This window comes from Actinomadura sp. ATCC 39365 (assembly GCF_054392275.1).
The window spans coordinates 5,593,359-5,613,160 of record NZ_CP184335.1; the positions used below are offsets into that span (position 1 = coordinate 5,593,359).

The 19,802-nt window shown below is 72.8% G+C and carries 14 protein-coding genes and 1 pseudogene; 7 read left to right on the forward strand and 8 right to left on the reverse strand.

The annotated features are described in order from the left end of the window. Positions 1 to 63: 63 nt before the first annotated feature. From ACNF49_RS27335 to ACNF49_RS27355, 5 genes are read right to left on the reverse strand one after another with little or no spacing between them, the layout of a single operon-like run. Positions 64 to 720: an alpha/beta fold hydrolase gene (locus ACNF49_RS27335; RefSeq protein ID WP_498703840.1), complete on the reverse strand. Its 657-nt coding sequence runs from the start codon at positions 718 to 720 to the stop codon at positions 64 to 66. 8 nt (positions 721 to 728) lie between these two features. Continuing rightward, complete coding sequence (locus ACNF49_RS27340) at positions 729 to 1,526, reverse strand: ABC transporter permease (RefSeq protein WP_482945478.1); 798 nt, start codon at positions 1,524 to 1,526, stop codon at positions 729 to 731. Further along, positions 1,523 to 2,548, reverse strand: coding sequence for an ABC transporter ATP-binding protein (locus ACNF49_RS27345; protein ID WP_482945479.1), 1,026 nt, complete (start codon positions 2,546 to 2,548; stop codon positions 1,523 to 1,525). The genes ACNF49_RS27340 and ACNF49_RS27345 overlap by 4 nt, the downstream gene beginning before the upstream one ends. Further along, positions 2,545 to 2,907, reverse strand: coding sequence for a hypothetical protein (locus tag ACNF49_RS27350; RefSeq protein WP_357987473.1), 363 nt, complete (start codon positions 2,905 to 2,907; stop codon positions 2,545 to 2,547). The genes ACNF49_RS27345 and ACNF49_RS27350 overlap by 4 nt, the downstream gene beginning before the upstream one ends. Before the next feature lie 3 nt (positions 2,908 to 2,910). Then, positions 2,911 to 3,453, reverse strand: coding sequence for a helix-turn-helix domain-containing protein (locus ACNF49_RS27355; RefSeq protein WP_482945480.1), 543 nt, complete (start codon positions 3,451 to 3,453; stop codon positions 2,911 to 2,913). Positions 3,454 to 3,556: 103 nt separating this feature from the next. On the opposite strand from ACNF49_RS27355, the gene ACNF49_RS27360 reads away from it, so the two are divergent. The 3 genes and pseudogenes from ACNF49_RS27360 to ACNF49_RS27370 form a co-directional block, all read left to right on the forward strand. After that, complete coding sequence (locus tag ACNF49_RS27360; RefSeq protein WP_498703089.1) at positions 3,557 to 4,702, forward strand: sensor histidine kinase; 1,146 nt, start codon at positions 3,557 to 3,559, stop codon at positions 4,700 to 4,702. A gap of 113 nt (positions 4,703 to 4,815) precedes the next feature. Beyond that, a complete protein-coding gene (locus tag ACNF49_RS27365; RefSeq protein WP_357987464.1) occupies positions 4,816 to 6,003 on the forward strand; it encodes an ROK family transcriptional regulator in 1,188 nt (395 codons plus the stop codon). A gap of 79 nt (positions 6,004 to 6,082) precedes the next feature. Continuing rightward, a pseudogene (locus ACNF49_RS27370) lies at positions 6,083 to 6,738 on the forward strand (transposase); the annotation flags it as partial. Positions 6,739 to 6,878: 140 nt separating this feature from the next. On the opposite strand, the gene ACNF49_RS27375 reads toward ACNF49_RS27370, so the two are convergent. Beyond that, positions 6,879 to 7,235 (reverse strand): ester cyclase, encoded by a 357-nt coding sequence (locus ACNF49_RS27375; protein WP_482945592.1) that lies wholly within the window; start codon positions 7,233 to 7,235, stop codon positions 6,879 to 6,881. A gap of 295 nt (positions 7,236 to 7,530) precedes the next feature. Between ACNF49_RS27375 and ACNF49_RS27380 the strand changes: the two genes are divergently transcribed. Next, on the forward strand, positions 7,531 to 11,985 hold the full coding sequence (locus ACNF49_RS27380) for a ThuA domain-containing protein (protein ID WP_482945482.1): 4,455 nt from the start codon (positions 7,531 to 7,533) through the stop codon (positions 11,983 to 11,985). Between the two features lie 48 nt (positions 11,986 to 12,033). Here the strand turns inward: ACNF49_RS27380 and ACNF49_RS27385 are convergent, their stop codons facing one another. Together ACNF49_RS27385 and ACNF49_RS27390 are read right to left on the reverse strand one after the other, a co-directional pair. Beyond that, on the reverse strand, positions 12,034 to 13,584 hold the full coding sequence (locus tag ACNF49_RS27385; RefSeq protein ID WP_482945483.1) for a DUF5722 domain-containing protein: 1,551 nt from the start codon (positions 13,582 to 13,584) through the stop codon (positions 12,034 to 12,036). An 89-nt stretch (positions 13,585 to 13,673) separates the two neighbouring features. Then, entirely contained in the window at positions 13,674 to 14,711 is a 1,038-nt protein-coding gene (locus tag ACNF49_RS27390) for a LacI family DNA-binding transcriptional regulator (protein ID WP_482939220.1), read from the reverse strand. 168 nt (positions 14,712 to 14,879) lie between these two features. Here ACNF49_RS27390 and ACNF49_RS27395 point away from each other — a divergent pair, with 168 nt between their 5' ends. Genes ACNF49_RS27395 through ACNF49_RS27405 form a run of 3 tightly spaced genes read left to right on the forward strand, consistent with a single transcriptional unit; the run spans position 14,880 to position 19,776 of the window. Continuing rightward, the gene (locus tag ACNF49_RS27395; RefSeq protein WP_482939221.1) at positions 14,880 to 18,059 is read left to right on the forward strand and encodes a family 78 glycoside hydrolase catalytic domain; all 3,180 of its coding nucleotides are present in this window, start codon (positions 14,880 to 14,882) and stop codon (positions 18,057 to 18,059) included. 5 nt (positions 18,060 to 18,064) lie between these two features. Then, positions 18,065 to 18,955 (forward strand): carbohydrate ABC transporter permease, encoded by an 891-nt coding sequence (locus ACNF49_RS27400; RefSeq protein ID WP_482939222.1) that lies wholly within the window; start codon positions 18,065 to 18,067, stop codon positions 18,953 to 18,955. Next, complete coding sequence (locus tag ACNF49_RS27405) at positions 18,952 to 19,776, forward strand: carbohydrate ABC transporter permease (RefSeq protein WP_357987440.1); 825 nt, start codon at positions 18,952 to 18,954, stop codon at positions 19,774 to 19,776. The genes ACNF49_RS27400 and ACNF49_RS27405 overlap by 4 nt, the downstream gene beginning before the upstream one ends. The last annotated feature ends 26 nt before the right edge of the window (positions 19,777 to 19,802 follow it).

The window sequence follows — 19,802 nt, forward strand, 5'->3', positions numbered from 1 at the left end:
CCCGCCCCGGGCGCGGACCGAACCCGGTTCCCGCGCCCGGGGCTCACCCGCCGGACGCGGTGGTCACCCGGCCGCCGCGTCCGGCGGCACGTCGTGGGCCGTGGCGAAGGCCAGCAGGGACGCCGCCGTCCGGGCCGGGTCCTCCAGCATGGGGGAGTGCCCGGCCCCGGGCAGCAGCTCGACGGTCGCGCCCGGGACCGTCCGGTAGCCGGCGGCCGAGGCCGAGCGCCATCTCCGGTCGTCCTGGCCGAAGATCACCAGCAGCGGCTTGCCGAGGACGGCCAGCCGGTCGGGCAGCGTGCGCTGCCGCAGGTACGCGTCGGCGGCCTTCGAGGTCGTGGTGAGCGAGTGGTAGGTGAGGCCGCGCACGTCCTCGACGAGCTCGGGCGGGATCCGGTAGCCGGGGCGGCTGAACGCGGTCGCCAGGCCCCGCAGGAGGAGGCCGTCGGTGCGGAACCGCCACAACAACTGCCCGGCGACGGGAACGAACAGCAACTCGCCGACGAACCCGTGGGAGATGAAGGCGTCCAGGCGGGGCCCGGAGTCGACGAGGGCGAGCGTGGTCACCAGGTCGCCTCGCTGCTCGGCGAGCGCGGTGGCGACCGAGCCGCCGGGCGGGCCGGGGTCCGGACCTGTTGGGAAGTCATCATGGCGACACTGTCGCGGGTCGCCCGCCCCGCCGGCTTGTACGAATGTTCCCGGCTGCCCCCGGTCAGGCAGTCACCGGTTCAGGCCACGTCCCGGCGCAGCGGCCGCAGGACGGCGGCCGCGCTCGCCAGCGCCGCGTACGCCAGCAGGACCAGCGCCCCGGCGGCCGGTGACAGCAGCCGGACCGGCTCGCTGGACAGCTGGGCGGCCAGCGCGTCGGCCACGGCGGTGAAGTCGGTCAGCGCCGAGGTCGCGCCGCCGGGCAGCCACGGGTACAGCTCCCGCACGCCGGGGATCATGATCAGCGCCAGCTCGCCGCCGTACAGGTAGCCGATCACCACGCACAGCGCCGCGACCTGGTTGCGGATCAGCGCGCCCATGCCCACGCCGAGCACCACGTAGACCGCCATCGCCACCCCTTGGCGGGCCAGCAGCGCCACGATCGTCCCGGCGGGCAGGCCGAGCTCCGCGCCGCGGGCCGCGGCCACGCCGAACAGCGCCGCCCCGGCCGCGCCGGCCAGCACCAGCCCGTACGCCAGGCCCGCCACGGCGTAGGCGAGCAGTTTGGCCACCAGCACCCGCCACCGGTCCGGCGCGAACAGGAAGGTGAAGTTCACCGTGCGGTGCCGGTACTCCGACGTGACGGCGAGCGTCCCGACGGCGGCCGGCACGAAGGCGGTGAACCCGAGGAACCCCAGGACGGCCCGCACCCCCGCCTCGGTGTCCAGCCCCGGCATGGGCGGCTCGAAGTTCTCCGGCCCGACCAGGGCCAGCAGCCCGATCAGACCGCCCCCGAGCAGGACGGCCGTCAGCGGCAGGCCCCACCACATCCTGGTGGCCAGCAGCCGCCGGAACTCCGCGCGCACGAACCCGGTCATGCCGCCGCCTCCCCGCCCGTGCCGGCGCGTTCCCGCGCGCCCGTGCCCGGCCGTTCCCGCGCGCCCGCCGCCTCGCCGGTGAGCCCGAGGAAGAGCCGTTCCAGGGTCGGGCGTTCGGTGGTCAGGCCGTGGACCGGCAGCCCATGCGCCGCGGCCAGGGCGGCGACCCGCGCCGGATCGAGGCCGCGGACCCGCAGGTCGTGCGGGCCGGCCACGTCCACCAGCTCGGCCACGTCCACCAGCTCGGCCACGTCCACCAGCTCGGCCACGTCCACCAGCTCGGCCACGTCCACCAGCTCCGCCTCGGCGGCCAGCACCGCGCGCAGGGTGGCGGCGTCGGGGGTGCGCACCAGCACGTCCGGCTCCGCGCCGCACAGCTCGCGCAGGGGGCCGGCGGCCAGCAGCCGCCCCCGCCCGATGACCACCACGTCGTCGGCGACCTGCTCCACCTCGGCCAGCACGTGGCTGGAGACCAGCACCGCACGCCCCTGCGCGGCCATGTCGCGCAGGAACGAGCGCAGCCACGCCGCCCCCTCGGGGTCCAGGCCGTTGCCCGGCTCGTCCAGCAGCAGCACCCGGGGGTCGCCGAGCAGGGCGGTGGCCAGGTTGAGCCGCTGCCGCATCCCGGTGGACAGGGCCCCGGTCGCCCGCCCGGCGGCTCCGGCCAGGCCCACCAGGCCCAGCAGGTCGCCGACCCGGCGATCGGGATGGCCGCCCATCGCGGCGTAGACGCGCAGATGGTCGCGGACCGAATGGCGGGGATGGAAGGAGGCGGCGTCGAAGGTCGCGCCCACCACGGTGGTCGGGCGCGGCAGGTCACGGTAGTGGCGCCCGCCGATCGTCACGGCGCCGCGGGTGGGGGTGACGTGGCCGACCATCATGCGCATCGTCGTGGTCTTCCCGGCGCCGTTGAGGCCGAGGAACGCGGTGACCGCCCCGGGCCGGACCGTGAAGCTGAGGTCGTCGACGGCGGTCAGCGAGCCGTACCGCTTGGTCAGGCCGCTGACCTCGACGCCGGTCACGCGACCACCGCCCGTACCGCGGCGGCGACCCGGCCCGCGTCGGGGACCGAGACCACCACCTCGTCGAACTCGCCGCCGGACGCGGCGCGGTCGAGCAGCAGGTGCACCGCCGGCGTGTCACCGGTCACCGACACCAGCTGCCGCCGTCCGCCGAACAGGCCCCACACGCCGATCTTGACGTGCCCCGCCACGCTCAGCCCCTTGCGCGCGCCGCGCGGGACGCGCAACGGGTCGCCCGCGACCCGCGCCTCCCGCACGGACGCGAGCGGGCACGTGTACCGGCCGTGACCGGTGAGGAACCGCTCCCAGCGGCCGAACTCGATCGTGACCATGCCCTCGTCGACCCTTACCGTTGCCACAGTTCAGCCTTCCTTCAGGGGGAGCAGGACCGTCGCCAGCAAGCGCGGCGTACGCCCCCCTCCCGGCTCGTTCGCCAGCAGGGGCCGCACCAGCTCGGCGAACCCCGTGGCGAAGGCGACGAACTCCTCGTCGTCCAGGTGCAGGACCACCTGCTGGTATCCGGCGCCGTCGGCGGCCAGATCGACGCGCTCCCGGTCGAGGTAGCGCGCGAACTCCGACAGCAGGCTGCCGGCGAACGCGGTGAAGTACCGCGCGTGGTCCTCCGCCGACGCCGCCGCCAACGCCTCGGGGGACGGCGTCAGGCCGCCCTCGGGCACCGCGTAGACCCGTTCGGTCGCGCCGCCGACCTTGTGCTCCTCGACCACCTCCAGCATCCCGGCCTTGGCCAGCGTCGCGATCTGCCGGTAGAGCGTCGCCTGCGGCACGTCGGGCAGCAGGCCCGCCAGGTCGGAGGGCGTACGGCGGCCCCCCGCGACGGCGCGCAGGATGCGGATGCGCACGGGATGCAGCGCCAGCTCGGCCCAGCGCTCTGTCGAGGTCGTCACACGTCACACGTTATCACTATTGAGAATGAGAATGACAAGAACGGGGCATTTCCGCATGTCAGCGGCCTTGCGGGGGTATGTGGCGCCTGAGGGGGACCCGGTGATGGGAGCGGCGGTCGGATATCAGGCGGCGTTCGAGGCGCTGCCGTGTCCCTGCATGCTGCTCACCCGGGGCCAGGTCGTGCTCGCCGTCAACGACGCCTACCTGCGGATGACCGGCCAGGACCGGGCGGAGGTCGTCGGCCGGGCCCTGCTCGGCGCGGCCCCGGTGCTCGCCGATCTGAGCGGGTCAGGGGCGGCGAAGGTGCGCGCCTCGCTGGAGCGGGTGGCCGCCACCGCCACCGGCGACGTCGTGCCGCTGCTGCGGGAGGACTGGGATCCGCCCGGCCGGCGCCACTGGCGTCTGGCGAACGCCCCGGTGCTCGACCCGTCGGGCGAGGTGAAGGAGATCGTCGTCGTCTTCGGGGACGTCACCGGGTCGCTCGAACCCCGGCTCGCCACCCGTCCCGACGGCCGCGTCTCCGGACCCCTGAAGCCGGACGCGCTGCTCCACCAGGCCTACCGCCAGGAGCAGCAGAAGGTCTCCATGCTGCACGAGACGATCGAGCACCAGCAGCGGTTCGTCTTCGACGCCGCCCACGACTTGCGCAACCCCATCACCGGCCTGCTGACCGAGCTGGAGGAGGCCCTGTCCGACCCCGGCGCCGACCTCCGCCGGACCCTGCGCAGCCTGCACCGGGACGCCGAGCGGCTCAACGACATCGTCGGCGACCTGCTCGCCCTGGCCCGCCTCTACACGGCCCCGCCGCCGGGCGCCGACCTCGTCGATCTGGCCCGCCTGGTGGTGGAGGAGCTGGACGCCCATCCGCCGAGCGCGTCCGTCCTCACCCGGCTGGAGGAGGACGTGGTGGTCCGCGCCTCGCGGGTGCGGCTGGCCCGGCTGCTGTCCAACCTGGTGGCCAACGCCGAGCGGCACACCAGCAGCAGGATCGAGTTCGTGGTCGCCGCCGCGCCGCCGTACGCGGTCCTGGAGGTCATCGACGACGGGCCCGGCATCCCGGCCGAGGAGCGGGAGCGCATCTTCCACCGGCTGTACCGGCAGGAGCAGGCACGTTCACTGGACGCGGGCGGCTCCGGCTTCGGCCTGCCGATCGCCCGCGAGATCGCCCACGCCTACGGGGGCGACCTCTTCGTGGCCGACCACCCGGGCGGCGCCCGCTTCGTCCTGAGGCTCCCGCTGGCGACGTGATCGTCCTCGGGATCGACGGGCTTATGTCGATGCTCAGCCATAAGTCGTGCGCCAGTCGGCGAAGATAGACTTGGGCTCCTCTGAAGTGGCTGCCGTCATCGGCGGAGAGGCTGGTGTTGACTCTGGACACGCTCAACGGCGCGACGGCGGGGGCCGGCGCGCTGCTCTCCCTGCTGCGGGAAGGGCCTCCGCGCACCCGGACCGAGCTGGTCCAGCTCACCGGCCTGGCCCGGTCCACCGTGTCCCTGCGCCTCGACGCGCTGCTCCGCCACCGCTGGGTGCTGCCCGCCGACGAGGCCATCTCCTCGGGCGGGCGGCCCGCGGCCATGTTCGCCTTCAACCGCACCGCCCGGCTCGTCCTGGCCGCCGACCTGGGCGTCACGCACGAACGGGTCGCGATCACCGACCTCGGCGGCACGGTGCTGGCCGAACGCACCGCCGACGCGCCGATCGGCCAGGGCCCCGAGGCGGCGCTCGGGCGGCTCGCGCACACGTTCACCGACCTGCTCGACGAGAGCGGGCGCGACCTGGCCGACGTGTGCGGGGCGGGCATCGGCCTGCCGGGCCCGGTCGAGTACCCGACGGGGCGCCCGGTCAACCCGCCCCTCATGCCGGGCTGGGACCGCTTCCCGGTGCCGGAGTGGCTGGGGGAGCGGCTGGGCGTGCCGGTCTTCGTGGACAACGACGTCAACATCATGGCGCTCGGCGAGCAGCGTGCCGGGCGGCAGGCGACCGGCCAGCTCGTCTTCGTCAAGATCGGCACCGGCATCGGCTGCGGCGTGATCTCCGACGGCCGCCTCCACCGGGGCGCGCAGGGCGCGGCCGGCGACATCGGCCACATCCGCGTCGCCACCGCCGACGACGGCGTGCTGTGCCACTGCGGCAACGTGGGCTGCCTGGAGGCCCTGGCGGGCGGGGCGGCGCTGGCGGCCCGCATCTCGGCGACCGGCGTGCCCGCCGCGGGCGGCCGGGACGTCGTCGCGCTGCTGCGCGCCGGCAACCGCGACGCGGCCCAGCTCGTCCGCCAGGCCGGGCGCGAGATCGGCGACGTGCTGGCCACCATCGTGAACTTCTTCAACCCGGCCGCGATCGTGATCGGCGGCGACCTGGCCGACGCCGGTGAACACCTGCTCGCGGGCGTGCGCGAGGCCATCTACAAGCGCTCGCTGCCGCTGGCCACCCAGCACCTGCGCATCCAGGTCAGCGAGCTGGGCGACCGGGCGGGCGTCATCGGGGCGGCCGTCATGGTGCTGGAGCACGTCCTGGCCCCGGAGGCGGTCGACAGCGCCCTGGCCGGCTGACCTCGTCCGCGAAGCGCCCCGCCGGCGCGCGCAACATCCCAGCCTGGGGAGTGCGACGGAGGAGTTCGAGGTCCGCAAGATCCGAACGCCACAGGGCCGCAGGAAGCCGACCCGTGAGCGGGAGGCATGCTCCCGCCTTATGGATCAAGGCTTCAGCAGCATGGAAGCGTGCCGGAAGATCCCGCCGGTCAGACGACCGGCGGGCCCTCCGTCTGGAGGTGTCCCGCTACCTGCGGGAAGACGAACGCGTCCATATCGCCGACCGGGTGCGGGAGAAGGTCTCGATCCGCGAGATTGCCCGGGAACCGGGCCGTGCGCCCTCCACCCTCAGCCGGGAGATCCGCCACAACCGGCACCCCACCACCGGCCAGTACCGGCCGCAGCGGCTCAGGCCCGAGCTGACGCGCGCCGGCCCCGCCCCAATCCCAGCAAGATCGGGCAGAACCCAGAGTTCGGACCTACGTCCAGGACCACCAGCGCCGGCGCCGCTACAGCACCCCGATGGTCATGATCAGTGAGCGGCCCGCCGAGGTCCATCTGCCGCACGACCACACTGGGCTCAGTATGCGCGATGCCCTGCTGGACTCCGTCGCGAGGCTGCCGGTGCATCTCAGGCGCTGCCTGACCTGGGATCAGGGCAGCGAGATGGGCCGCCGCTCCGAGTTCTCCGTCGCCGCCGACATGCCCGTCCACTTCTGCGACCCGGCCGGCCCGTGGCAGCGCGGCTCCAACGAGATGGACGCTCGACTGGGACACCCCAGCCGAGCGGTCGGCCATGCTGCTCGCCGTCGTGGCTGAGGTGTCCACGAGTGATGCTGACCTGCGGGATCGGGACGATTCAAAGATCGCTTTCCGGACTCGCGACGGTTAGATCGTCAGGTGGTGTTGCGATATGTCCACATTTCGGCCATCTGTCCATTCGCCACCCGAACCAGCCAGATCAGATCCGTCCCCGGCGTATTGAGGTCCTGTCCTTGATGAACGCTGCCAATGGCTGCGATCCGATCAGCGTCAGCAAGGATGCGTTCAATGTGGAAGTGAAGGTCTGGCTGCGCCGCCTTGATCTGCTCAATCGCCCGTTGCACACCTGCTGGGCCGACCACCTCGGGGTGGGCGTGGTCGATCCAGCCTTCGCTGAGGATGTCGGGGGCGGCGGAGACATCGCCGGTGTTCCACATGTCGAAATAGCGTTCCACAACCTGCTTGGAAGTTGTGGCGACGGCTTCTTTCATCACCGTTGTGCTCCCATCCGGTTCCGCTGTGATGTTGCGCCCACCCTACGGCGGACATGTCCGCGATGATCGCCTGGTCGCCGACTCGACCGTCCGCCGGAGTGCAGCGCTGCGCCTCTTGCCGATCGCGGGCGTTCCGGCCACGGACCGAATCCGTTTCGTCTAGGTCTTAACAGACTTTCGTTGACAATCATCAAAAGTCAGATCTACTGTCGCGATCTACGAAGGTTCTTCGATCGCCCGCCAATGGAACCCTCCTTCCCGGTCCACCCCCCACGGAAAGGGAACCTCCGCGATGCCCCCCAGCAGGTCCACCCGTGTCTCCCGATGGACGGCGCGCGCCGGCGCCGTCCTCCTGGCCATGTCGAGCGCGGTCGTGCTCACCGTGGCCGCCCCGCCCGCCCGCGCCCACGCCGCCATCGACCCCGCCGACTACCAGCGCGTCGAGCTGGCCAAGGGCGTCGCCGAGATGGGCGAGCCGATGACCATGGCCGTGCTGCCCGACCTGTCGGTGCTGCACACCGCGCGCGACGGGACGCTGCGCCGCACCGACGCCCAGGGGCTGACCACCGTGGTCGGGGCGCTGCCCGTCTACACCCACGACGAGGAGGGCCTCCAGGGCGTCGCCGTGGACCCCGGCTTCGCCGCCAACCGGACCATCTACCTCTACTACGCCCCCCGCCTGAGCACGCCGTCCGGCGACGCGCCCGCGACCGGCGCCGACTGGTCGGCCTGGCAGGGCGTCAACCGCCTGGCCCGGTTCACCCTCAGGCCCGACTGGACGCTCGACACCGCCTCGCAGCGGACGGTGCTCGACGTGGCCGCCGACCGCGGCATGTGCTGCCACGTCGGCGGCGACATGGACTTCGACGCCCAGGGCAACCTCTACCTGTCCACCGGCGACGACTCCAACCCCTTCGACTCGGCCGGCTACGCCCCCATCGACGAGCGCCCCGACCGCAACCCCGTCTACGACGCCCAGCGCAGCGCCGGCAACACCAACGACCTGCGCGGCAAGATCCTGCGCATCAAGGTGAACCCCGCGGACGGCACCTACACGATCCCCGCGGGCAACCTCTTCCCGCCGGGCACCGCGCGGACCAGGCCCGAGATCTACGCCATGGGCTTCCGCAACCCGTTCAGGATGACCGTGGACAAGGCCACCGGCGTGGTCTACGTCGGCGACTACGGCCCCGACGCCGGCAGCACCGACCCGGCCCGCGGGCCCGCCGGACAGGTCGAGTTCGACCGCGTCACCGGCCCCGGCAACTACGGCTGGCCGTACTGCACCGGGACCAACACCCTGGCCGAGACCTACAACGACTACACCTTCCCCTCGGGCCCCTCGGGCCAGAAGTACGACTGCGCCACGGGCGGCCCGGCCAACGACTCGCCGCGCAACACCGGCCTGGCCAAGCTCCCGCCCGCCAAGCCCGCCTGGATCAGGTACGGCGGCGACGCCGGCTCGCCGCCCGAGTTCGGCAGCGGCTCGGAGTCGCCGATGGGCGGCCCGATCTACCGCTACGACGCCGCACTCGACTCCGCCGTCAAGTTCCCCCAGGACCTCGACGGGCACTTCTTCGCCGGCGAGTTCGGCCGCAAGTGGATCAAGGCGATCGACGTGGCCGCCGACGGCACGCGCGGCGAGATCGCCGCCTTCCCCTGGACCGGCACGCAGGTGATGGACCTGGCCTTCGGACCCGACGGCGCGCTCTACGTCCTCGACTACGGCTCGGGCTACTTCGGCGGCGACGCCAACTCCGCCCTCTACCGCGTCGAGTACATCAAGGACCGGAACCGCTCGCCGGTCGCGGTCGCCAAGGCCGACAGGACGTCCGGGAAACTCCCGCTCACCGTGGCCTTCTCCAGCGCCGGCTCCGCCGACCCCGAGGGCGGCACGCTGACCTACGCCTGGAACTTCGGCGACGGCACCACCTCCACCGCCCCGAACCCCACCAAGACCTACACCACGGAGGGCGAGTTCACCGCCACGCTCACCGTGCGCGACCCCCAGGGCAACGCCGGAACAGCCGGCGTGGTCATCACGGCCGGCAACACCGCTCCCACCGTGACCATCGGCACGCCCGCCCCCGGGACGCTGTTCACCTGGGGCGACACCGTGCCCTTCACCATCGGGGTGACCGACCCCGAGGACACCCAGATCGACTGCGCCAAGGTGCGGATGACGTACGTGCTCGGCCACGACAGCCACGGCCACCAGATCACCTCGAAGAACGGCTGCGCGGGCGAGCTGACGATCCCGGCCGACGGCGAGCACGACGACGCGGCCAACATCTTCGCCGTCTTCGACGCCGAGTACACCGACAAGGGCGGGCTGACCACCCACACCCAGCACGTCCTGCAGCCACGCCACCGCCAGGCCGAGCACTACGCGACGATGTCCGGCGTCTCGCAGATCTCCAAGGCGGCCGCGCACGGCGGCAGGACGGTCGGCGACGTGCACAACGGCGACTGGATCGCCTTCACCCCCTACCGGCTCGACGACGCCAGGACGTTCCGGGCGCGGGTCTCCTCGGGCGGCGCCGGCGGCTCCATCGAGGTGCGCACGGGCTCGCCCACCGGACCGCTGCTCGGCAAGGCCGCCGTCCCGGTGACGGGCGGCTGGGAGACCTTCACCGACGTGCAGGCCCCGCTGACCGGCGCGACCGCCGCGTCCACCACGCTCTACCTGGTCTTCACCGGGGGCGCCGGGGCGCTGTTCGACCTCGACGACTTCACCCTGGCCAAGGAGGCGATGGCGGTCGGCCCGATCCGCGCCGCCGACGGCAGGTGCGTGGACGTCGCGGGCGCCAACAGCGCCGACGGCACCAAGGTGCAGCTCTACTCCTGCAATGGCACGAACGCCCAGAACTGGGCCATCGACGGCCAGACCGTCAAGGCGCTCGGCAAGTGCCTCGACGTGGCCGGGGCCAACAGCGCCGACGGCACCAAGGTGCAGATCTGGACCTGCAACGGCACGGGCGCGCAGAAGTGGACCGCCGAGGGCGGCGCGCTCAAGGCGCTCGGCAAGTGCCTCGACGCCATCGACCCGGCCCAGCTCGTCATCAGGACGTGCAACGGCGGCACGGCCCAGAGGTTCACCACGGCGACCCCCTCCGCCGGCGGCCCCGCCGTCCTGGTCTTCTCCCGTACGGCGGGGTTCCGGCACGACTCGATCGCGGCGGGCGTCCAGGCGATCAGGGATCTCGGCTTCGGCGTGACCGCCACCGAGGACCCGGCCGCGTTCACCACGGCGAACCTGGCCGCGTACAAGGCGGTCGTCTTCCTCAACACCACCGGTGACGTGCTCGACGCCGCGCAGCAGGCCGCGTTCGAGGGCTACGTCAAGGCGGGCGGCGGCTACGCCGGGGTCCACGCGGCGGCCGACACCGAGTACGACTGGCCGTGGTACGGCGGCCTCGTCGGCGCCTGGTTCGCCGCCCACCCGGCGGTGCAGAAGGCGACGGTCAAGGTCGAGGACCGCGCCCACCCGGCGACCGCCCACCTCGACGCCACCTGGCCGCGGACGGACGAGTGGTACGACTACCGGACCAACGCCAGGACCGGCGCCCACGTGCTGGCCGCCCTGGACGAGTCGACGTACTCGGGCGGCACGATGGGCGCCGACCACCCGATCGCCTGGTGCAAGCCGTACGACGGGGGGCGTTCCTTCTACACCGGCGGCGGGCACACCGCGGAGTCCTTCGCCGAGCCCGCCTTCCGGCAGCACCTGCGCGGCGGCCTGGCCTACGCCACCGGCCAGGCGAAGGCGGACTGCCGACCCGAGACCGGCTACACCACCCTCTACAACGGCTCGACCACCGGCTGGGAGCAGGCGGGGCCGGGCGGGTTCGCCAACGCCGGCGGCACGCTGACCTCGCAGGGCGGGATGGGCCTGCTCTGGTACAAGGCCAAGGAGTACACCACCTCCTACTCGCTCAAGCTGGACTGGAAGCCGGCCGGTGACGACAACTCCGGCGTCTTCGTCGGCTTCCCGCCCTCGACCGACCCGGCCTCGGCGGTGAACAACGGCTACGAGATCCAGATCGACGCCACCGACTCCCCGGACCGGACCACCGGCTCGGTCTACGGCTTCAAGGCCGCCGACATCGCCGCCCGCGACGCCGCGCTGAACCCGCCGGGGGAGTGGAACACCTACGAGATCCGGGTCGAGGGCGAACGGCTCCAGGTCCTGCTCAACGGCGTGAAGATCAACGACTTCACCAACACCGACCCGGCCCGCTCCCTGAAGAACGGGCACATCGGCATCCAGAACCACGGCGACGGTGACGAGGTGTCCTTCCGCAACATCCGGATCAAGGAGCTCGGGCCGCCCGCCGGGGACTCCGTCGTCCAGGCCGAGACCTGGGCGCAGGCGTCCGGCGTGGCCACCTACCCGCACGCGCCCGCGCACGGCGGCACCGTGCTCGGCTACGTCAACCCGGGTGACTGGGCGGCCTACGACGTGGACCTCACCGGGGTCACCGCGTTCCGGGCGCGGGTGGCCTCGCCGGGGCCGTCGGGCGGCTTCGAGATCCGCACCGGCTCGCCGGCCGGGCCGGTGCTCGGCGCCGTCACCGTGCCGAACACCGGCGGCTGGGAGTCCTACGCCGACGTCTCCACGGCGCTGACCGGCGTGCCCTCCGGCCCGGCCCGGCTGTACCTGGTGTTCACCGGCGCGAACTTCGACGTCGACGACTTCACCCTGGTCCGCGGCGCGGCCAGGACGCCGGCGAAGCGGGCCCGGTAGCCGCCGGGCCGGTGGCCGCCACGCGGACGGCCGCCGGCCCGGCCGGGGTCAGGGCAGCGCGTAGCCGAGGACCTGCTCGTGGATCAGGCCCTCGCAGCCCGCCTGGTCCGTGACCAGGTGGTCGCCGCTCGCGGCCCGGCATCGGTGCAGCGCGACCGATCCGGGCACCTGGCTGGTGTAGACGTGCCCGACCGGGCCCATCGGGAACTGCCCCTCGCAGCCGGGATCGCGGGTGAGCATGGTGTGCGCGCCGACCTTGCACTCGTACAGGGGCACGGTGCCGGCCGCCTGGTTGCGCAGCAGCTTCCACACGCGTTCCTGGGTGAAGCCGGGCGGCAGCAGCCGGGAGCTGGCCACGTGCCCCTTGCTCGACTGGTAGCCGCGGCGGAGCTGGGTGTGGGGCAGCAGCTCGAAGCCGCACGACAACTGCGGGGGCGACAGGTCGTTCCGGTTGGCCAGCGCCCACGTGGCCCAGGCCGGCTTGGCCGAGCCGTCGGTACGGCGCAGCCCTACGCCCAGGCCGGCGGCCGTCTCGTCCGGATGGTCGCTCATGCGGTGCCAGACGTAGCTCTCGATGCCCGGCGTGCCGAGGACGTTGCGGAAGGAGTTGCACAACTGCGACGCCTGCGCGGCCTCCGACGAGGGCGACAGCGAGTTCACGCCGCTCTCGGTGAGCTGCACCTGCCAGGCCGACGGCGTGTTCGGGAACTGCTGGCGCAGCCAGCCGACCAGCACGCCGATGTTGCCGTAGGTGACCTTCGGGAAGTCGTCGGCGGAGAACTGCGGCGCCAGCAGATTCGGCGGGTAGGGGTGGTAGGCGACCCGCCAGGCCCGGTTGCCGGCCCGCGCCGCCAGGCCCTTGAGCACGGTCATCCCCGACAACAGCGCGTCGGAGGCGGCCGGCTGGTCGTAGGCGGTGCCGAAGTGGTGGTCGAGCGAGGTGAGCACCTTCGCGGTGGGCTGCTGGGCCATGACGGCGTCGTAGGCGGCGTTGTAGTTCGCGGCGATCGCGTCCAGCCAGGCGGTCGTGCCGCAGGCCGTGCCCTGGCCGCAGCCGATGTCGAACCAGGTGTTGCTGTTGACCTCGTTCATGACGACGAAGTCCGCGATGCGGCCGTTGCCGTGCTGCCCGTCGTAGCGCTGGGCCAGCATGCCGGCGAAGCGGCCGTAGTCGGCGGGGTCGTCGGGGACGCAGAACTTCTCGAAGCCGGGGGCGGCGGGCGTGCAGGGACGTGCCCCGCGGGCCCAGGCCGGGGTGCCGTAGACGACGGCGGTGACGACGAGACCGCGGGCGGTCCAGTCCTTGACGGCGGCGTCGACGGCCGAGGCGACGGTGAAGCAGCGCCCGCCGAACTCCTGCGCGCCCGCCGCGCACGGCGGCGTCTTCACGCTGGGCTCCCAGTCGGCCCAGATGAGGTTCATGGCGACGCCGCCGGCGTTGTTGCCGGCGATCTCGTTCTTGTCGGGCCAGAAGTCCGGTTGCAGGCCCTTGATGCGGTAGTCGGACCTGACCGGGTACGGCAGAGCGGCGGCCGCGACGGCCGGCGCCGCGGGAAGGAGAAGTAAGAGGATGGCGGCGATACGGGCAACCCAACCCATGGGACCTCCTGGATTTAAACGTCTCAACAATGAGGCCCAGAAGGCGGCCAGGCAAGACCCGATTTCCTGCGGCGGGTCGACTTGAAACGTCACTGAGGAACGGTCGACCCCCTGACCATGAGTTCCGGCTGGAAGACGATCTCCTGGTGCCAGTGGTTGGCATCGCCCCGGGCGTCGGTGAGCAGCAGCTCCGCGGCCGCCTGGCCGAGCTGGTGCTTGGGCTGGCGGACCGAGGTCAGCGACGGCGACAGCAGCTCGGCGAACTCGACGTCGTCGTAGCCCATGACCGCCATGTCGTGCGGGACGCGCACGCCGCGCCGCTCCAGCCCGCGCAGCGCGCCCAGCGCCACCGTGTCGTTGACGCAGAACAGCGCCGTCGGTCCCTTGCGCGCGGGCAGCCGCTCCAGCGCCGCCTCGCCCTCGCGCGGCGTCAGCGCGGGCAGCGTGACCTCGCTGATCACCTCGTCGGGATCGAGCCCGGCGGCCCGCACCGCCCTGGCCAGCCCCTCGCGCCGGTCGGCGCACTGGCGCACGATCGGCGGCCCGTTGAGGAAGGCGATGCGCCGGTGGCCGAGCGCGAGCAGGTGGGCGCCGGCCAGCTCGCCGCCCCTGACGTTGTCGACCGCCACCGCGCAGAGCTGGGCGTCGGCGCCCGGCCGGTCGAGCAGCACCATGCCGACGCCGCGCCTGCGCAGCTCCACCAGGTGGGAGATGTCGGGCCCGGCGGGCGTGATGAGGATGCCCGGCACCCGGTGCTGCTCCAGGATCTGCAGGTAGTGGGCCTCCTTCTCGGCCGAGTCGCCGGAGCTGCACAGCACCAGGAGCAGCTGCTCCTGCGACAGCCGGGTCTCGATGCCCGGCAGCACCTCGCTGAAGAACGGGTTGCCGATGTCGCGCACCATGACGCCCACCGAGCGGCCGGAGCCGCTGCGAAGCTGCCGGGCCGGCGCGCTGGGCACGAAGCCGAGCGCCTTGATGGAGGCGCGCACCCGGCGCAACGTGCGCTCGGCCACCAGCTCGGGCCGGTTGAGCACGTTGGAGACCGTTCCCACGGACACGCCGGCATGAGCCGCGACGTCGACCATGCTGAGTCGGCGGCGCTCGGCCGGCTTGTGGATGTCGGTCACCGGTGGACAGCCCTTCTGGTCACCTGGCAGAGAGGGCCAGTCTACTTGTTGAAATGTTTCAGCCAAACGATCCCGCGCTGTACATCTGGATCCGGGGCATTGACGGAAGTACCTCGTGATGCCTACGGTGCGCATTGTTTGAAATGTTTCAACTAGCCGGGAGCTCCCTTGTCGCATCTCGCCGTGACCGACCTGCGCGTCGAAGGACTGGCCGAACCACTGGGCCTCGACGTGGACGCGCCGGAGTTCTCCTGGCGGATCACCGGGGCCGGGCGTGGACGGGCGCAGAGCGCGTACCGGCTGGTCGTGGCCCGGGAGGGCGATCCGGCCGACGAGGGGGCCGAAACCGTCTGGGACAGCGGCGTGGTGACCTCGGCCGCGACCTTCGACGTCCGGTACGGCGGCGCCGGGCTGCGGCCGAGGACGCGCTACCAGTGGCGGGTCCAGGTGGCCGACGAGCACGGCGAATGGTCCGGCTGGAGCCCCGCGCACTGGTTCGAGACCGGGCTCGGCGAGGCCGGCGGCTGGATGGCGGGCTGGATCGGCACCCCCATGGTGCCCGGCTCCGAGCGGCTGCCGTCGCTGGAGAACGTGCCGCGCATCTGGGTCGCCGGCCCGCTCGGCCCGTCCGGGTCGCCGACCGGGGCGTTCCGGACGCGGTTCTCGGTGCCGGGCGGGGCCAGGCCGCTGTCGGCGTGGCTGGTGATCGGCGGCGGAGGCGAGACCGAGGCGGTCGAGGCGGTCGAGGCGTACGTCAACGGGGTGCGGGTCGCGGGGGAGCGGCGGGAGGGCGCGTTCGTGGCCGACGCGGGCGACCTGGTGGCCTCGGGCGAGAACGTGCTCGCGATCAGGGCCGCCGGGCCGGGGCTGTGCGTGCGGCTGGAGGTCGTGGTCGAGGGGCGGCCCGCGCTGCCGCAGCTCGTCCCGGTCGCGGGCGAGAGCACGGTGACCGTCACCTCCGGCGGCCGGTGGCGGGCCGAGGACCGGCCGGGCGAGGGCTTCGAGCAGCCCGGCTTCGACGACTCGGGCTGGCGGCTGGCCGAGGAGGTCGGGCTGCACGGCGACCCGCCGCTGGGCCGCGAGCCGGTCGGCGACCGGCCCAGCCCGTACCTGCGGCGCGAGTTCGGCGTGCCGTCGCCGGTGCGCCGGGCCAGGCTGTACGCCACCGCGCTCGGCGTCTACGAGATCCACCTCAACGGCGCCCGGGTCGGCGCCGACCACCTGGCCCCCGGCTGGACCGACTACCGCCACCGCGTCACGTACCAGACCTACGACGTGACGGCGCTGGTGTCGGAGGGGCGCAACACGATCGGCGCGGTCCTGGCCGACGGCTGGTACGCCGGCAACATCAGCTGGTTCGGCTCCTTCCAGTACGGCCGCCGCCTGGCCTTCCGCGCCGAGCTGGAGATCCTGCACGAGGACGGCGCCCGCACCCGGCTGCGCACCGACGCCGACTGGCGCGCCGGCTCCGGCGCGATCCGCTACGCCGACCTGCAGAACGGCGAGCGGCAGGACCTGGCGGCCGAGCCGCTCGGCTGGACGGCCGCCGGGTTCGACGACTCCGGCTGGGCGCCCGTGGTGCCGGTGAGCCCGCCCGCGGGCCGGGTGACCGCCTCCGTCGCGCCGCCGATCCGGGTGCACGAGGAGGTGGAGCCGGTGCGGGTGTGGGAGCACCGGCCCGGCGTGTGGATCGCCGACTTCGGCCAGAACCTGGTCGGCTGGGTCCGACTCACCGGCCGCGCCGGCCGCGACCGCCCGGTGGTGCTGCGGCACGCCGAGGTCCTCGACCACGAGGGCGGGCTGCACCTGGCCAACCTGCGCTCGGCCCGCGCCACGGACGAGTTCCTGCCCCGCGGCGAGCAGGCCGAGACGTTCGAGCCGAGGTTCACCTTCCACGGCTTCCGGTACGCCGAGGTGTCGGGCCTGCGCGCGGCCCCCGAGTCGATCACGGCCAGGGTGGCCCACGCCGCGATGGAGCCGGCCGGCGAGTTCACCTGCTCCGACGAGCGGCTCGACCGGTTGCAGCGCAACATCGTGTGGGGACAGCGCGGCAACTTCCTGGCCGTCCCCACCGACTGCCCGCAGCGGGACGAGCGGCTCGGCTGGACCGGCGACATCTGGGCCTTCGCCCCGACCGCCCTGTTCAACTACGACGCCGCCGCGTTCCTGCGGAGCTGGCTGACCGACGTGGTCGACGCCCAGGGCGACGACGGCGCGGTCACGCACGTGGTGCCCGACGTGCTGTCGGGCCGCGGCCTGTCGCCCAACCCCAAGGAGGCCGGCTCGCCCGGCTGGGGCGACGCGCTGGTCATGCTGCCGTGGGCGCTGCACCGCCTGCGCGGCGACGCCCGCGTGGTCGCCGCCTGCTTCGAGCCGATGCTGCGCTGGCTGGCCTACCTGGACCGGCGCTCGGAGAACGGGATCTTCCCCGACGAGGGGTTCGGCGACTGGTTGTCGATCGGCGCCGAGACCCCCAAACGGCTCGTCGGCACCGCGATCTTCGCGCTGTCGGCCCGGCAGCTGGCCGGGCTCGCCGCCGCGCTCGGCCGCGACGCCGACGAGCGCTCCTGCCTGGAGCTGTACGAACGGGTGCGCCGGGCCTTCCGCGCGGCCTTCGTCGAGGGCCCCGGCGTGGTGACGAGCGGCACGCAGACCGCGTACGTGCTGGCCGTCACCGCCGGGCTGCTGGAGGAGCACGAGCTGCCCAGGGCCGCGGCCCGGCTGGCCGGCGACGTCGAGGCGCGCGGCGGCCACCTGTCGACCGGGTTCCTCGGCACGCCGTACCTGCTGGACGCGCTCACCTCGACCGGACGGCTGGACGTGGCCTACCGGCTGCTGACGCAGGACACCTTCCCGTCCTGGCTCTACCCGGTCGTGCACGGCGACGCGACGACCATGTGGGAGCGCTGGGACTCCTGGAGCCACCACCGCGGGCTGCAGGACCCCGGCATGAACTCCTTCAACCACTACGCCTACGGCGCCGTCGGCGACTGGATGTACCGGACGGTCGGCGGCCTGGCCCCCGGCTCACCCGGCTACGCCGACATCGTCGTTCGCCCCCGCCCCGGCGGCGGGATCGGCTGGGCGCGGACCGCCCACCGCACCCGGCACGGCCAGGTGGAGATCTCCTGGCGGCTGACGGACGGCGGCCTCGCCCTGGACGTCGTCGTGCCGCCCAACACCCGCGCCGAGGTGCACGTGCCCGCGCCGCCGGAGCGGGTGACCGAGGGCGGCCGGCCGGCGGCCGAGGCGGAGGGCGTGACCTTCGACCGCCTCGACGACGGGGCCGCGGTCTACCGGGTCGGCTCGGGCTCGTACGCGTTCCGCACCACCGCTGAGAGGCATTGACGATCGTGACCAGCACAAAAGCGCGCCGCCGGATCCCGTGGGGCGTCTACCTCGTCCTCCTTCCCACCTTCGCCCTGCTCGCGGCGTTCGCCTACTACCCGGCGCTCAACGGCATGCTGCACTCGCTGTACGAGTGGCGGCCCGGCTTCGGCTCGCCGTTCGTCGGCCTGGACAACTACCTCACGATGCTCGGCGACGACCTGTGGTGGGCCTCCTTCCGCAACGCCGGGATCATCTTCGTCTGGGCCGTCACGCTCATGTGGGTGTTCCCGCTGCTGGCCGCCGAGCTGGTGATGTCGCTGTCCAGCGAGCGGCTGCGGTTCGTCTTCCGCACCCTGCTCATCCTGCCGCTGGCCTTCCCCGCCGTGGTCAACGTGCTGCTGTGGCAGTTCATGTACGACCCGCGCGACGGCGTCGTCAACAGCCTGCTGCGCGCGCTCGGCCTGGACGGGCTGGCGGGCAACTGGATCGGCGACCCCGCCACGGCGCTCGCCGCGCTGATGACGATCGGCTTCCCGTGGGTGGCCAGTTTGCCGTTCCTGGTCTTCCTGTCGGCGCTGCAGAACGTGCCGGCCGAGATCTACCAGGCCGCCGAGGTGGACGGCGCCGGCCGGCTGCGCCGCTTCTGGAGCATCGACCTGCCGATGATGTTCCGCGACGTCAAGCTGCTGCTGGTGCTGGCGGTGATCTCGGTGCTCCAGTACGGCATGCAGGCCCACATCATGACCAAGGGCGGCCCCGACAACGCCACGCAGGTGCCGGTGCTGCGCATGCTCGACGCCGCCTTCGTGGACACGAGCTGGGGGTACGCGGCCGCGCTCGGCACCGTGCTGTTCGCCCTGACGCTCGGGGTGAGCCTGGTCGCGCTGGCGCTCGGCAGGAGGTCGGCATCGTGAGCCGGACCCGCAGGACCGACCTGGTGGCCGGCGGCGTGCTGGCGGTGCTGGCCTTCGCCGGGCTGTTCCCTTACCTGTTCATGCTGGCCGCGTCGGTCAAGGACAACGAGCAGTTCTTCGGCAGCTACTGGTCCCCGGCCTGGCCGGTGCACCTGGACAACTACGCGGCGGCCTGGGAGCAGGTCAGCCCGTACCTGTTCACCTCGTTCGTGGTGGCGGCGCTGGCCATCGGCGGCACGATGCTGCTGGCCCCGGCGGCGGCGTTCGTGTTCGCCCGCTACCGCTTCCCGGGGCGCAACGCGCTGTTCGGGCTGGTCGCGGCGCTGCTCATGGTGCCCTCGATCACCAGCCTGATCCCGCTGTTCGTGCTGATGCGCGACCTCGGCATCCTGGACAGCCGGCTGGTGCTGATCATCCCGCACGTCACGGCGAACACGGTCTTCGGGATCGTCGTCATGCGCACGTACATGGCGCAGATCCCCGAGGAGATCTTCGAGGCGGCGCGGGTGGACGGGGCGGGCGGCGTCCGGCTGTTCCTGGCCTTCATGCTGCCGCTGGCCCGGCCGGTCATCGGCACGGTGGCGCTGATGACGGTGCTGGGCGTGTGGAACGACTACTTCTGGCCGCTGCTCACCGTGCAGACCGATGCCTACCGGACCATCCCCGCGGGGCTGGCCTTCTTCGCCAACCAGAACGCGCAGCAGTGGGGCCCGCTGTTCGCCGGCTACGTCCTGGCCAGCCTGCCGCTGGTGGTGCTGTTCACGTTCCTGTCCAAGTGGTTCCTGGCGGGCATCCAGGGCGGCATCGTGTCCGGCAAGTGAGCCGGCGCCGCGATTGAAACGTATCA

Excerpts from the sequence above, each read along its gene's own strand:
- ACNF49_RS27340 (WP_482945478.1), bottom strand. The coding sequence starts at position 1,526 with ATGACCGGGTTCGTGCGCGCGGAGTTCCGGCGGCTGCTGGCCACCAGG.
- ACNF49_RS27360 (WP_498703089.1), top strand. The coding sequence starts at position 3,557 with ATGGGAGCGGCGGTCGGATATCAGGCGGCGTTCGAGGCGCTGCCGTGT.
- ACNF49_RS27375 (WP_482945592.1), bottom strand. The coding sequence starts at position 7,235 with ATGAAAGAAGCCGTCGCCACAACTTCCAAGCAGGTTGTGGAACGCTAT.
- ACNF49_RS27380 (WP_482945482.1), top strand. The coding sequence starts at position 7,531 with ATGCCCCCCAGCAGGTCCACCCGTGTCTCCCGATGGACGGCGCGCGCC.
- ACNF49_RS27385 (WP_482945483.1), bottom strand. The coding sequence starts at position 13,584 with ATGGGTTGGGTTGCCCGTATCGCCGCCATCCTCTTACTTCTCCTTCCC.